Raw genomic sequence first — 14,520 nt, forward strand, 5'->3', positions numbered from 1 at the left:
CTATACCGGTAGAGACTCAGGTTTTGAAGACCGGATTGTCTCAACTTAAAGGAGTAGCGACTCCCAAAAATAAACATAATTTTTTTCATTCTGTAGAAAAAGTATGGTGTAAAAATAATTAGGAGGTTAGAAAATTGATACCAACTGTAACAAAAGCTCGAATTATTACTTTAACCTCAGTAGGCGGAGGTGACTTGCTGCCGGGATTAAGTATGCTGCTTAATGAGCTTCCTCGAAAATCGAAAGTGTTGGTTGTTGAGTATCCTTGTATGGGTATACCTCGGATATCCTATAACACATTCGATAATAAAGAAGCATTCGAAAGGTTACACAAACAGCAATCGATTGATCAGTTGCTCTTGGACTTCAATCGTAAAGAATTGAAGCCTTTGCATGATTACATGGTCGAGTATAAAGGTGTAGATTATCTGCTCATTAACCCTCGGTCAATGCCGGACAGCCCAGTCACAATGAAAATCAAATCCAATAAAACGATGATGCATCTTCCAGTATATTTACGCCAACAGCTACAAGAAAAATATGACTTTATTATTTATGTGGCTTCTGGCACGATGCTTCATACAATGACTTTCTCATCCATTAAATATGCAGATGCTGCTGTATTTTTCAATAACACTAGCGTTGATTTCATCAATACCTATACCGGATATAAGCGGTTTTCAGAAGTGTTTGGTGCTGCTGAGGAGCGCTTATTTTTATTCTCCGGCGAAGGTAAGTTTGAGCGAAAGGAGAAGAATTTTTTTAAAAAAGCAAGTGATCTCATTAAAGAAATATCCAAGTTGCCACCGCTAGAAATTCCAATGCAGGCTGCTGTTTTATTGGTAGAGGAAGACATTGAAGAATCAGGAGAAATTCCAGGAATAATTGATCCTATGGAATACCTGGAATATAGCTTTACAGATTCTTTACAAGATGACCTTATTACAGAAGATGACCAAAAAAATCTACAAAAATTAAAACAACAGGTACAGCGAATGTTGAGTGAAAGTCATCTCGATCATTATGTGGCAGCCGTAAATAGTTCTGAATCAGAACAAAAGGTTATGTACTTGATTGCTGACATCATTCGAGATTTGACTACGTACAGTTTTAAAATGCCGCGAGAGCAAGTAATTAGTTGGGTACAACAGGAAATTTTGAAATTAGGTCCAGTACAACCACTCGTAGATGATGAATCTGTCAGCTCGTTTGAAATCAACGGTCCTGAAGAAGTGATAGTTTGTAGAAATGGATTAAACGAACATGATACCAGTATAAAATTTGCTTCGGTTGAAGACTATATTCAAATCATCAATAAAATTTTAGAGCCAATCGGTAAATCTTTTACCGGTAATACTCCGATCATCGATGCGAATCGAAATGGAATTCGGGTCAACGTTATTGCGGATACGACAACTCGTGATGGAGTAAGTGCGCGGTATCCATTGGTAGCTGTCCGAAAATTTCCTAAAGATATTTTCTCTGATGAAGAGGTTGTTTCTTATGGGAATATGAACTGGGAAATGATCAAAGTATTACGGGCACTCACCTATGCAGGTGTAAATATTACTGTTGCAGGGAGTACCGATAGCGGAAAAACGACTACACTTAGTCGATTACCGCTTTATATGCCAAAAATCACTCGAATCATGAGTATAGAAGATACAGAGGAACTTCGTTATGCCTTTAAACAAGCCTACCGAGACTATCCTAATTTGCCTTCTTTGCTGACTAAAGAGATGGACGACCCATCCAAAAGTATTGGAATGGATAAGTTGATTAAAGCCGCACTACGTCAGCGTCCAGATATTCTTGTACTGGGTGAAGTTCGTGATAAACTCGCGGGTTCCCAAGCATTGATCGGTATGAATACCGGTCACACGACCTGGTCCAGTGTTCATGCAGAAAGTATGCAGGAAACAGCGGTGCGATGGCTTCAGCTTAATGATAGTACTGAGGCGGCTGCAGCTCAGGTGGGAAGAGCAATCCACATTATTCTTTTTCAGGAGCGCTTAGATAACGGGAAATGTGTTGTCACTGAATTTGGTGAGCTGCTAGGATTCACGAAAGACTCGACACCAATCATTAATCCATACTTTGTCTATGATTACGAAAAACGTATCCATCAGCGTGTGGGGAATATTACTTCTGACACTATTTTGCGCAAGTTCAAGCGTAAAGGAATAAAAATTGAAGAGATTAATACCGTTTTACAAGGAGTGACTGCTTAATGAACGGTATCCTTTGGTTTTTACTTTCCGGATCATTAATCGCTCTTCTTGTGTTTCCCGCTCCAAAGCGAACAATAAAAATCGAAAGGATTAAAGAGTTACTCGGTTATAAAATCGTGCAACAACGTGCAGAGAAAATAGGCTTTGAATTCCATGTGAAGCACTATATCATTTTGATCGTCATAGCTATTGCTATTGGTGGTTTTGTTGCACGCATGACCAACAATCCATTTATTGCTTTGGCAAGTGTAGTTATGGGATATAGTCTTCCTCGGATTTTTCTTTCGACAATGGAATATAAATATCGTAAAGACATACTCATTAATTTGCCCGTGAATCTTCGCAAAATGGTAGCTCGCCTGGCTGACTGTAAAACGGTCCAGTTATCCATTGAGCGATCCATACCATCTATGCATGGGGTAACCAAAATTATGTTTGCCCAGCTGCTTAGAAAATTGGAGCTTGGTATTGATCTGCAAGCGGCACTTGAACAGATGGCCGATCAAATTAAATTCCAAAAATTTGATGATCTGGTGGGAAAACTGGTCTCCAGTAGTAGAGACGGGTTTCATTTAAAATCTATTCAAGGGTTGAAAGAAAGTATTGAAGATATGCAAGCTGACGTCAAGCTTTTAAAGCGCCTTGATATTGAAAATAAAGCTAAAATTGCTGCAGTCTATTCTATCATCGGAGGGATCTGGTTCATCGTATTGGCTTTCTCCTATTTTGAAAGTAATACAGGAGGTGGACCAGGTACATTCGATACAGTATTTGGGAAAATCGCATTGGCATTTATGATCGTATGTACTTTTATTGTCTTAATGATGAAGGATAAATACATGCGATTGAATATGAATGATTTACGATAGCGCATTTAATAGCCGGGAGGGAGGTGAAGTATGATAGGCGGAATTATGATGGGAGTAGGTCTTTTCTTATTGGTGATTGGACTACTGAATGCACTGCTTCCCAATTTTAAACGGCAAAATCAGCTCAATGCCATCGCAACTTTGATCACGATGAATGAACTCGATCGAGAACGTTCGAAGCAGGGTCATTTGACTCGATATTTAACCAAACATACTAAAGGCTTGGGAAGCCTGGATTATCTTTTGGGAGAAACGACGCGAAGGATGTATTTGGGTTTAGGTAAGAAAGAGAGCTACGAAGTATATATTATTAATCATTTGATTACTTCAATTGCTTTAGGTACCGTACCACTTATGGTTTATACTGTATTCCCACAAAAATTGTTTGTAGCAGCAGCTCCGGTATTAGCAGGGCTGTTTTTTTATACTTCAATAATGAGTATAAAAAACGAATACAACAAAAGACAAAAACTACTAATTCGTGATCTGCCGAATATGATCAGTAAAATGATCATTGCACTGGAAGTTGGGCGCCCTTTAAATAATATTTTCAGGGAAATAAGTGAGCATAAACAAACTAGCCCGCTACTTTCTCAAATGTTAAAACGGCTCATTACAGATAGCAGAGAAATGTCGTTACAAGATGCCTTAGACAAGTTTGCAAATGAAGTGGATCTGCCGGTCGTATATGATTTCACTTCTGTTGTTAACGTTGTTATTGTACGTGGATTTGATGAGGCTGAGAAAGATTTAAATGCTGTCAAAGATGATCTGCGTGATCTACGCTATATTTCATTAGGAGAGCAAACGCGAAAAGAGCCTGGGAAAATGATCCGAGGCTATTTGTTGTTGGGTTTATCTGCGTTGTTGATTTTAGGAAGTATGATCGCTCATATATTTGGCAGCTTTGCTTCGATAAATTAAAAATTAAAGGAGAATTTAAAATGAAAAATCGTATGGTGAATTGGATGACAAAAGGTTATGTAGTAAGCATTGAAAGAATGCAGCGTTTTGCTCGGTCTGAACGAGGAGATGCTACACAAAACTGGATCGTTGGTGGGGTCATTACAGTAGCATGTGGTCTGATTCTGTATGCGTTTCTCAAACCGCAAATTCAGAGCTGGGTGCAAGAGCTGGTTGTAGATCCTCTGAAAAGTATGAAATAAGCCAATGTGGAAAAATAACATGCTGAAACGGTTTATCAATGATGAGAGTGGAGAGCTGATTACCACTTTCATCATCAGCGTGTTTATTAGCCTAATTTTGTTGGGTTGTGGCGTAACCGGAATGCAGTATTCCATAATTAAGTCTAACCTCAAAAATGGAGCTAATGAGACGCTGCAAGTGATGAAGTTGGAGAATGGAGCAGATACAAAAACTCACCAAATTTTTAATGATTTTATGAGATCATATGGAATGGACCCTACAAAAATCACTTTCACCGCAACTCCAAAAATGGTTCAGCGTGGTGATCGAGTTGAGATTACTGTGTCGACACCATATAAACTTTGGATATTAAAAGTGCTGGGATATGACCAAGAAGTTACCATTACGGCCCAAGCATCGGGTCTGGCCCATAAATTTATACGATAAGGAGAGTAAAATGACACTAGTAAAATGGATTTTTATTCTCTTTTTTGGCATTTTGGGTACTGGACTACTTGTAGATTACTTGGCTGTTACAAGTGGCTATGAATCCGTTGGGCGATCAATGGAACAATCACTGGATTCAGGAATTATTGCCTCTGAATATATTTCAGATGCAAGTAAAGGGACAGTAAGTTTAGATGTAGAAAAACTCAAAAAAACAATACATGATGAATTTCAGCAAAATATGAAGCTGGATGCAAATTTAGAGAACGATTTTTATAAAAATACAACATTTATTGTGGAGTATAAATATGACGCGAATGGAAAGCCATGGATACAAATGAAGCTGCACACACAAGTTTCATTTATGTTTAAAAATATTATCAGCTATCCGATCAATGCCGAGCGAAATATTGCGTATGAAGCAGTGTACATGTAGGGGAGGATCCAGGTTGAAAAAAATTAAAAAATTGTACAATAGAACGACACGAACGATCTTAATCCTAATAGCGGCCCTAATTTTTGGTTTTGCCGGATATAAGGTTACCGCGAGTCATGTTGAAGACCAAATCACCACTGCTCCAGTACTTGTTGCAAAAGGAGATATTGGCCCTTTTCAAGAGCTGACAAAAGATAACACACAAGTTGTACAGAAAGTTATTAGCGAGATCCCGGAAAATGCCATCAAAAATTTCGATGAATTAAAAGTTGGAGATTCATTCGCTTCAAGCATTGGCTTTATGGCAGGGGTGCCTATTCAACAAAATTATATCACTACAGCAGCACAGTCAAAACTGGGTACAAGCGTTGGCTTGACTAAAGGGATGCATGAGATCGGCGTTACTACTGATCTGACAATGTCGGCTGGTGGGGAAATCATGCCGGGAACAAAAGTTAATGTCGTGGGAAGTTATAAAGATGGTCGAACCAATGAAACAATCACTTTATCTGATGCTAAATTAACTAATATTAAAGTTGTCAAAGTAAAAAATTCGGAAGGATTGACTATTGATCCTACTTCTACAGCAAGCCAAGTTCCAGCAGTTATTGTTTTAGAAGTAAATGAGATGCAAGCTCAGCGAATAGTCGATTATCAAGAAAAAGGGAAAGTATATCTTATGCTTACTGGAACCGATCAAAAGTAAAGGTACGATATGAACTCCTAATTCTGGGAATTATCCTATTTACAACCGATAACGGTTGTGTTATATTTCATTCAACCGATAACGGTTGTAAAATTTACCAATTCGGTTGGGAAATAGGGTGATAACTTGCCAGATATGAATAGTGAGCTATATCGCTTTTTTGAAAAAATTTCATGGATTGCTCATCCAGATACGACCTTGACTATGAATGAACGAAATAAAATGATACTTCAAATGATCGATATATATAATCCCTTGGATCATATTATGGGCACAGAAGATGCTGCCGTACTATCTGGTAATGAGTTAAGTTCGGATCGGATCAAGCGACTCTGCCAGGAGGGTGAATTACGTGCAATCAAAATTGGTAAGCAATGGATCCTGGATAAAAATCAAGAAATTAAAGCGAAGCGAAAAAGAAAATAGGAGCGATATTATGAAAAAGAATAAGCGTGTGATTACAGGGACTTTGGCCGTTGTAACAGCTGTAAGTATGATTAGCGGAGCTTTATTGCTTTCTGCTCCCAATTCAGTATTTGCAGCAACGGCTATTAAAGTTACAGTTGATTCAGCAACGGTTAACTTTCCGGATCAGAAACCTGTTTTAGATAACAATCGAGTCTTGATTCCAACACGGTTTGTTGCACAGCAGCTAGGTGGTAAAGTAGGATACAATAGCAAAAGCAAGACAGTTACTATCCAACAAGGTGCTAAGACAATTACGCTAAAGATCAATAGTGCCAAAGTGATGGCCGGAGGAAAAACGGTTATGCTGGATGTTCCAGCTAAAGTAGTACGTGGTCGCACTATGGTTCCTCTGCGATTTGTCTCGGAAGCTATGGGTGCGACAGTTGATTGGAATCAAGCACGTAGCCTGGTAAGCATTACTACAGGAACTGGAACTGTTCCAAAACCAGTGCCACAACCGCAGTCTACAAGTGGCTTTCAATTCGATCCAGGATTCACAACAATGGCTAAAAATCTCTTCCTAAACAATATCAAAGAAGAAAATGGTAAGTTGACATTTACTGTGCCTACTGGTGCCACTGCAAGTTTTAATACTACAAAAGGTAAGCAAACAATATTGACACCTGGAAAAACCTATACCTATTCAGTAGGTAAGGGGGAAGGATTCATTATCTTCAAATATGTTGACCCATCTAAAGTTATTCCAGGTGCCCAAAAGCAATCTGAATACTATGTTGTTTATTTGGATCCTTCTATCCGAGGCTACTCTGATACTTCTAAAGTAATTGTTGTAACAGATGATGCAAAACTCAATGAGAAATCCGGCACTTTAGAAGAAGTACAAAAATTAGCAGCTCAGTTATAATATAACTATTAAAAAGAGTCCGTTTTTGCGGACTCTTTTTTGTATGGAGGAAAATAATGTTTAAAAAAATTGGGATCATGCTAGTGACTGTATTTTTTGGGATAACAGCTACGCATTCTTATGCAGCAGAAACCCCTATGTTGCATAAATATTTTGAAAGAGATTACGATGCTACAGGGGAATTTTTGGCGGGTGTAATCCCAGCTTTGGATGATTCACAGGTTTTAACACGTCCATGGGAGTTATCAAGATGGACTGGAATTGTTAATTACCCAGATGGAACAAGCAAAAAGATACAAAATTATGATGTGTTTAATGTAAAAAAGGCCGAAGGTGATACTAACTTCGATAAAGAGAACGGGTTTGGATTAGTTTATAAAAGTCCAGAAGCCCTTGGTGAGTTGTTTGATGCTTTTATACAAAAACCAGATGGGGTTACTGCAAAACAAATTGACTATTATCGTACTATGTTCTCAGTAAATGCAAACGATGAAAGCTATAAAAAAGGAAACTCTTTTTATTATGATATTCAACGCTCATCACCATTTTTGCGTACTGCAGGTATTATCCAGCGAATGGGCTATAAGTTTGATCAAACCAAAAAGATCAGTGAAGACGAGCGGCAAGCCATTTATGAAGCTTCGAAATGGCCAGAACTTAAAGTAGTTCAATCTTCTCAAAGCTTTACACTGAATTACGCAGCATACGGGTTTTCTGATCGAAAGATCCGGATCGTTGCCACGGCGAAGGGTGCTTTTCCGAACCTGAAGCGTGTTGTTTCTTTGACAGAAGGAAAGCTGATCTCTGCTACCAAAGAAAAGGAAGCCGACAGTATTAAAGTCACTGATTTTGATGGGCTACGGAAAGAATTTGGAGAAGAGATCGATGTGGTTCTGGAAGATGGATACGGCCGGACAGCGATTCAAACGGTCAAACTGCCTGCAGTCTCTAATCTCGATTTCATCCCAACGTCGCTCAGCTTGACGAATAGCAATCAGCTGTGGGTGAAATTCAAATACAAAGGCGACGACTTTGTAACTGCTGACTATGTAAATAAACGCGGAATACCGATGGTTGCAAAAATAACGGTTACGGGTCCCGATGGACAAACTCAGAAGCTTCAAGGCATGTACACAGAAAGCAGTAAAAACACTGCGAATGGTCAGACTTATGCATTCTATATGGGGAAAGTGAACATTGGAGAGCAGGCCGGTCGGTACAAGATTAAGGCTGAAGTAACAATTAATAACCCTAATCATGAAGATCGGGCACTTGAATATCCAGCAATCGCTTATGAAAATAATTCGATTACGGATGAATGGACACGCGATTATACAGATCTGATTGCACAATCTGTGAATTCTGATCCAGATCGGCTTTCAGAAGGAAATAAAGCACAAATTACTGCGAAAGTGAAAAATGTCGGTCCAGATACACAGGGGAGCGTACTGATTCGCTTTACGGACAATGATGAGACAATATATGAAGTTCGAAAAACTCTTCCAGCAAATGAAGTGACAACAGTCGGACCTTTTACCTGGAAAGGAGAAGGCGAGGGCTATCATAATATTGCGGTTAATGTAGATCCAAAAGAAGAAACAAATGATGTGGATTTTTCTAACAATATCGCTTATGGCAGTTGTCTCGTGGTTGGTAAAGATGGAACAGCTGGAGCCTGCAGCGGAAACAGTATTTCTAAAAATTGGAGTGTCACCTACCCGACGATCACTGGCTATAAGAAAAATAGTAAAGGTAAGAGAAAACCGATTTGGAAATATAAAAAGGTGACATACCATGAGTCCCTTAAATTGAATGCAGATGTAAATACAAAACAAGGAATTGTAACAGATCCTAATAATCCTAAATCAAGCGATGAGGAGAGCCGCGGTAGTTGGGAGATTATTCCGTGGTCCAAGCAAAATGGAAAGAACCCGAATCATGTAACCCGGGCTGGTTACGGTTTTGAGCTCAAAGTTAAAACCGACTACGCGACAGACTGGGAAACAAAAGTTCCTCACGGTTATGAAAATACTGCGAAGCCAATTGGTGGTAAGTACTATGGACCGGATGAAGTGAAGGCTACGATTTATAACACTCGGGGCCAACTTGTTAAAACAATAAAAATGGAAAAAACAAGTGGAGATCGTAATAATGCTACATGGGAGTTCCCTAAAACTACGCTTGTAACGGAGTCCGGAAAGGTATATGTTGATCGGAAATTTATGACCGATTATAAGTCTCCAAATGGAGAATATACTATTAAAATCTTGAGTAGCGAAGCGGGACGAGCAGGATTTTCTGTGTGCGATACTCGAAAAGTAGAAATATACGGCAGTATGTACGATGACACTCAAAATTTAAGAACACTTGATAAATAAGCAGGCAAAATACTGGAAGTAACAGGATGTCTGCTCAGAAAGAAGGCCAATTTATTGATAAATGTTATATTAATAAGTCTATGCATTTATTTTTCTGTTACAGACATCCGTTACCGAACGATTCCTAATCGTGTAATTTACCCGTTATTTATAATTTTATTTCTTTGGCGGCTCTTTACAGAGCCGTCTTTTTTATGGGGATTGATTCCTTCCTTCATTATGTTCATCTCTTTTTTTTGTACTCCAAATTCGATTGGAGCAGGGGATGTAAAGTTGGTTGCAGTGATTGGACTTTTCTTAGGAATAGAGCAGACCCTGCTCGTGGTTTTTCTGACTTGCTTGAGTTATATAGTGTATGCCGGTGGATCAAAATTAGTAAAGAAGCGATTGCAAAAACGAACTCCTTTAGCTCCTTTTTTGGCAGCTGGTGTATCACTATTAATTATTTTGCAATTAATAAGACCGTTAATTGGATAATATAGGAGGAAAAAAAGATGCGTAAATGGATGAATGGGTGCCTGGCGGCTGCAGTGCTGCTGGGCTCTTTGACGTTGCCGATCAGTGGCAATAGGGTATATGCGGCGGAAGCATCCGCCCAGGATCTTTATTTTGAGCAGGCAAACTATGGAGCTTTAATTGCTTCAGGACTGGTTGAAAATCCCGTATTAAAAACGGTTGGTCGTGGTGGTGGTCCAACCTACTATGAGTACAGCCGAAGCATTCAGGCGGATGCAGCCATTCCCGCGCCAAACGATATGGGAAAAGCGGCGTACTATTTGGTGGTAGAAGCGACTACATCGGTATCGACGGACTATGGAAATGCCACCACATCATCGAACAGACAAATTTCGGTGAGCAGCGATGGTGAACATTACAATCAGCTTTGGCAGCCGGAAAATAATGGACAAGCTCAAGTTGTAGGCTCTCCAGGAACACGTACAGAGTACTGGGTGATTAAGATCAATGGGGAAGCGACCTGGCCGCGTGAAGTCAACGCGCAAGGGGATGAAGTGGAATACCGAACGCTCTATACCAATATGCAAAAGGTCCGGATGAATTGGACCTGGAATGGTCCGTATTCGGAAAGTATGAAATCGATCAAGTATCGGGTCTACCGGAAAGAGCTCCCGCGGCAAACGGATGCTCCCGGCATTACGGTCAATCCATCCGAGGACTACCACAAAGGTCTGAATAATACATTCTCGCTGAGCAAGCCAGGCTACTACGCCAATAGCGGTGAGAAAGACAGCGGCATTTTGCAGTACCGACTGAACGGCGGATCATGGAACAATTATCAGGAAGGCAGCCAGGTATCGATCACAACAGAAGGCGAAGTGAAGATTGAATCCCGGCTGCTGACAGGTGGATCCATCGAAAGCTTGTATGGTACAGCGTACAGTCGTCAGGACAATACACCGCCGACTGCGCCGCAGATCATGAATATCGATTCGAACAAATGGTATACCAGCGGTGTACCGGTAATCATTCACGCCGGTACCGACGCCGGATCTGGACCAGCCAATATCCGGTACCGCTTCTCCGGCGCCACCGAGCAGCCAGAAGGCTACTTATCCGGCACTCCGATGATCGCGAATGAAGGGGTCACCCAGATAACTGCTCGTACCGTGGATCATGTTGGGTTGTACAGCGACGAGGCTACCGCGCAAGTACACATCGATCGCACACCACCTGCTGCCGTATTGACCGCACCGCAGGAATGGGCCAACAGTGTAATGATTTCAGCGTCCGGTACCGATGCGGTATCCGGCATGCATAAAATCGTATTACCCAATGGCAGCTCGTACCGCGGAAACAGTGCCAAATTTCAAGCAACAGCCAACGGGACTTATACCTTTGGCTTTTTTGACGTCGCTGGAAACAGCGTAGAGAAGTCAATTGCTGTCAGCAATATCGATGACGTGAACCCGGTAGTATCCGTGTCTCAAAACGGAGCAGCGTGGACTGGTCAAGACGTGCCGGTTCACTTCACTTTTGCCGATGGTCAGTCTGGACTGAACATGAATAAGCTGTACTACAAAGTGACGAATAGCCCGGATACACCGGATGCATGGAACCCAGCAACTGCGGAAGAAACAATCACGCTGCAGCAGGAAGGCATCTGGTATCTGCACCTGCAGGGAGAAGATCTGGCAGGCAACCCGGTTCACTTTGTGTCCAAACCTTACCATCTACAAAAACAGCCAGCGACACCGCAGCTGCAGGTCGTTGGTACAGATACCGATGAGATGCTGCTGAAATGGTCGCTGCCGGCAGGATCGGCGGAGACCGATGGTTATACCTACGAGGTAACCAATGAAAATACCGGTAAGACCTGGAATGTTCCTTATCCAGCTCACGAGCTGCGAGATTCTTCCTTGCAGCCTGGCGAGAAGTACCGGTATGTGATTGTCGCTAAAAACCATGTTGGCGAAAGTATCGCCAGCCAGGCGGTGACCGGCGTCACGCTGCCGGTCGCTCCGCTGCAGGCAAGTGTCTATCCGAAAGACCGGGATTACTCCACAGCGCTGATCAGCGTCGATCCGGTCAAATCGGCTACAGGCTACCGGATCGTAGCCACCAACTGGGGGACTCAGCAAGTGGATGCCGATGTTACGGTCACCGGTGATACGTACCAGGACGTTCCTGGACTGCATCCGTATGCGATGTATGACTTTGCGATCAGCGCGCTGAATGAATCCGGCGAAGGGATCCCGTACCATATCAGTTACCTCTCGCTGCCGAATCAAGTATCCGGCTTTACGTCGGTGCAGATCAAAGAGGATGCTATTCATTTGAACTGGCATACAGCGACCCGGGATACGTATTCCTGGAGTAGTGTTTCTGAAGATACGTATTACCAGCTGGAGCGCAATCAGACGCGCATTTTTGAAGGCTTGATCACTGAATATGAAGATACCCATCTGGACCCCGGCAAGTCATACGATTATGCCGTAGCTGCCGGCAACAGCAGCGGGTTTGGTACCAAAGCAGTGCTGAGTAATATCTGGACGCTGCCAGCTGCCGTGAAACAGCTGCAGCAAAAAGAAGCTTCAGCGGATCGCTTTACCCTTTCCTGGGTAGCACCTGCAGGCGTAACCGGATACCGGGCCGTGGTTGATGATACGTATGTCATCGATATCCCGGAACGAGTCAACCAGTATACATTTGACGGCCTGGCGCCTGGCACCACGCACGCTGTGGTGTTGAGTCCGCGGAACCCATCCGGCTATGGGCAAGCAGTCAGCGCTCTGGGTACCACGCTGCCGGACATTCCGGTTGCTGGCGCCCTGGAAGTGAAGCATGTCGGGGAAGATCAAGTGACGTTCCTGATTCACGGCGTTCCCGGTGCAGATAAATATCGCCTGCAGATCAATCATGAAGAATATGTGGTAGGTGCAGGCGAACTGACAGTGAGCGGCCTGCAGGGCGGCACCTGGTATGATTATTCCTTTGCCGGCGGCAATACAGCCGGATACGGCCAGGCCGCTGTAGAGCGTGTCCTGACGCTGCCTGCAGCTGTTACCGGCTATGAAGTCGGCAAGCATACGCCAACCTCTCTGGTGCTGTCTTGGCAGCCTGTCAAAGGGGCGAAAAGTTACGAGATTTATACACCGGATGAAGAGCTGCTGGCGACAGTAACCCAGGAAACCTACCGCATCACTTCCCTGCAGCCAGGCAGCAGCAACCGCTGGATGGTACGTGCCGTGAATGAGAGTGGTGCCGGACAAACATCGTCGTTTTCTTGGCGGACGCTTCCTGGCTTTGAAAACGAGGACGAGTTGGACTGGAGCAGCCTAGTTAAAGTAACGCATACGGGTGTACATGCTGCCGATCTGTCTTGGCCAGCCGTGCCGGGTGCCGATCGGTACCGCATTTATGATCAGGATCATCAAGTGGTTGGGGAGTCAGCAGAGCCGCACATTACGCTTTCTGAGCTGGATAGTGCGCAGGCATACAGCAAGTACATCGTGGTGCCATACAATAGCACCGGTGAAGGTAAACCGATGACGGTACCGACATTTGTAACCAAGCCAAGTCCGGACTATACCGCCACCTATACAAGTAGCCGCTCGGAGGTCAGCCTGGATCTACAGCACCAATTGGATCATGAAATACTGGTGATTGCTTCCCAGGGGAAAGAACTCTACCGCGGACCGGTCAAAGACTATCATGCCTACAAACAAGACCGCCTGCAGCCAAGCAGCATCTACACCTTTGAGATTTGGACCGAAAACGAAGCGGGCGACCGCTCACCCGTAGTCGAGCTTGAAACACGCACCAAAAAAGAGCGTGAGACGGTGATTGAACAGAAGGCGGATACGCCAATTGATATCGAAACACCTGCAGAGCCGGTCGAAGCGGATCTCGCTCCCGAAGTGTCGCAGGACAACGATAAAAAAGACCGAAAGAACTTTATCGATATCAACCGTTCTTTTGCTAAAGATTCCATTACACGCCTGGCCGATATGGGCATTGTGAAGGGAATCAGTGATGATCTGTATGCACCGAAAGCCGGAACGACCCGGGCAGAATTTATGAGTATGCTGACTCGCCTGGCCGTTCCTGCTGATCAAATTCAGGCTGCTGCAGATGAACAGCTGACCTTTACAGATACACCGGCAGATCGCTGGTACACGCCGGAGCTGAAGGCGGCGATCCGTTATGGTATTGCTAAAGGGTTCAGCGCAGAAGATTTCCGTCCAGATCAAGAGATCGACCGGGAGCAGGCTGCCAAAATGCTGTCTGGTGCCTTGTACAGCCTGGTTGCCGAAACCGACCAGATGAATTATGCCGATGCGTCGGATGTATCGGTCTGGGCACGTCCGGAAGTCAGTGGTCTGACAGCGACTGAAATTGTGGAAGGCTATCCGGATCAGACGTTCCGTCCGCATGCCAATCTGACGCGTGCGGAAAGTGCAGCCATGATTGATCGTGCGCTGCAGCGCGGTATGATCAACGAGCCGGTACAATAAC

General features: G+C 43.2%; 12 protein-coding genes. All 12 read left to right on the forward strand.

All coding sequences use genetic code 11. The features are described 5' to 3' along the window. The first annotated feature begins 134 nt into the window (after positions 1 to 134). The 12 genes from AR543_RS23615 (at position 135) to AR543_RS23670 (ending at position 14,519) form a co-directional block, all read left to right on the forward strand. Positions 135 to 2,231: an ATPase, T2SS/T4P/T4SS family gene (locus tag AR543_RS23615; protein ID WP_087071438.1), complete on the forward strand. Its 2,097-nt coding sequence runs from the start codon at positions 135 to 137 to the stop codon at positions 2,229 to 2,231. Then, complete coding sequence (locus tag AR543_RS23620) at positions 2,231 to 3,100, forward strand: type II secretion system F family protein (RefSeq protein ID WP_087071439.1); 870 nt, start codon at positions 2,231 to 2,233, stop codon at positions 3,098 to 3,100. The genes AR543_RS23615 and AR543_RS23620 overlap by 1 nt, the downstream gene beginning before the upstream one ends. A gap of 30 nt (positions 3,101 to 3,130) precedes the next feature. Next, positions 3,131 to 4,024 (forward strand): hypothetical protein, encoded by an 894-nt coding sequence (locus tag AR543_RS23625; RefSeq protein ID WP_087071440.1) that lies wholly within the window; start codon positions 3,131 to 3,133, stop codon positions 4,022 to 4,024. 20 nt (positions 4,025 to 4,044) lie between these two features. Beyond that, positions 4,045 to 4,266 (forward strand): hypothetical protein, encoded by a 222-nt coding sequence (locus AR543_RS23630; RefSeq protein WP_087071441.1) that lies wholly within the window; start codon positions 4,045 to 4,047, stop codon positions 4,264 to 4,266. A 4-nt stretch (positions 4,267 to 4,270) separates the two neighbouring features. Next, positions 4,271 to 4,693 (forward strand): DUF4320 family protein, encoded by a 423-nt coding sequence (locus tag AR543_RS23635; protein ID WP_087071442.1) that lies wholly within the window; start codon positions 4,271 to 4,273, stop codon positions 4,691 to 4,693. Between the two features lie 10 nt (positions 4,694 to 4,703). Continuing rightward, a complete protein-coding gene (locus AR543_RS23640) occupies positions 4,704 to 5,129 on the forward strand; it encodes a hypothetical protein (protein WP_087071443.1) in 426 nt (141 codons plus the stop codon). A gap of 13 nt (positions 5,130 to 5,142) precedes the next feature. Then, positions 5,143 to 5,835 carry a Flp pilus assembly protein CpaB gene (cpaB, locus tag AR543_RS23645; protein WP_158524028.1) on the forward strand — a complete coding sequence of 231 codons (693 nt, stop codon included), beginning with the start codon at positions 5,143 to 5,145 and terminating at the stop codon, positions 5,833 to 5,835. Between the two features lie 135 nt (positions 5,836 to 5,970). After that, positions 5,971 to 6,261, forward strand: a complete 291-nt coding sequence (locus AR543_RS23650; protein ID WP_087071445.1) for a hypothetical protein — start codon at positions 5,971 to 5,973, stop codon at positions 6,259 to 6,261. A 10-nt stretch (positions 6,262 to 6,271) separates the two neighbouring features. Continuing rightward, a complete protein-coding gene (locus tag AR543_RS23655) occupies positions 6,272 to 7,168 on the forward strand; it encodes a copper amine oxidase N-terminal domain-containing protein (protein WP_087071446.1) in 897 nt (298 codons plus the stop codon). A gap of 56 nt (positions 7,169 to 7,224) precedes the next feature. Then, a complete protein-coding gene (locus AR543_RS23660) occupies positions 7,225 to 9,546 on the forward strand; it encodes a CARDB domain-containing protein (RefSeq protein WP_087071447.1) in 2,322 nt (773 codons plus the stop codon). Between the two features lie 54 nt (positions 9,547 to 9,600). Further along, positions 9,601 to 10,023 (forward strand): prepilin peptidase, encoded by a 423-nt coding sequence (locus tag AR543_RS25085; RefSeq protein ID WP_158524029.1) that lies wholly within the window; start codon positions 9,601 to 9,603, stop codon positions 10,021 to 10,023. A gap of 17 nt (positions 10,024 to 10,040) precedes the next feature. Next, positions 10,041 to 14,519: a fibronectin type III domain-containing protein gene (locus AR543_RS23670; RefSeq protein WP_087071449.1), complete on the forward strand. Its 4,479-nt coding sequence runs from the start codon at positions 10,041 to 10,043 to the stop codon at positions 14,517 to 14,519. Position 14,520: the final 1 nt, after the last annotated feature.

The sequence above is a fragment of the Paenibacillus bovis genome (genome assembly GCF_001421015.2).
GTDB classification, from domain to species: domain Bacteria; phylum Bacillota; class Bacilli; order Paenibacillales; family Paenibacillaceae; genus Saccharibacillus; species Saccharibacillus bovis.

What these genes read in the sequence shown, in the direction of transcription:
- AR543_RS23620 (WP_087071439.1), top strand. Translation starts at nt 2,231, where the DNA reads ATGAACGGTATCCTTTGGTTTTTACTTTCCGGATCATTAATCGCTCTT.
- AR543_RS23625 (WP_087071440.1), top strand. Translation starts at nt 3,131, where the DNA reads ATGATAGGCGGAATTATGATGGGAGTAGGTCTTTTCTTATTGGTGATT.
- AR543_RS23630 (WP_087071441.1), top strand. Translation starts at nt 4,045, where the DNA reads ATGAAAAATCGTATGGTGAATTGGATGACAAAAGGTTATGTAGTAAGC.
- AR543_RS23635 (WP_087071442.1), top strand. Translation starts at nt 4,271, where the DNA reads ATGTGGAAAAATAACATGCTGAAACGGTTTATCAATGATGAGAGTGGA.
- AR543_RS23640 (WP_087071443.1), top strand. Translation starts at nt 4,704, where the DNA reads ATGACACTAGTAAAATGGATTTTTATTCTCTTTTTTGGCATTTTGGGT.
- AR543_RS23650 (WP_087071445.1), top strand. Translation starts at nt 5,971, where the DNA reads ATGAATAGTGAGCTATATCGCTTTTTTGAAAAAATTTCATGGATTGCT.
- AR543_RS23655 (WP_087071446.1), top strand. Translation starts at nt 6,272, where the DNA reads ATGAAAAAGAATAAGCGTGTGATTACAGGGACTTTGGCCGTTGTAACA.
- AR543_RS23660 (WP_087071447.1), top strand. Translation starts at nt 7,225, where the DNA reads ATGTTTAAAAAAATTGGGATCATGCTAGTGACTGTATTTTTTGGGATA.
- AR543_RS23670 (WP_087071449.1), top strand. Translation starts at nt 10,041, where the DNA reads ATGCGTAAATGGATGAATGGGTGCCTGGCGGCTGCAGTGCTGCTGGGC.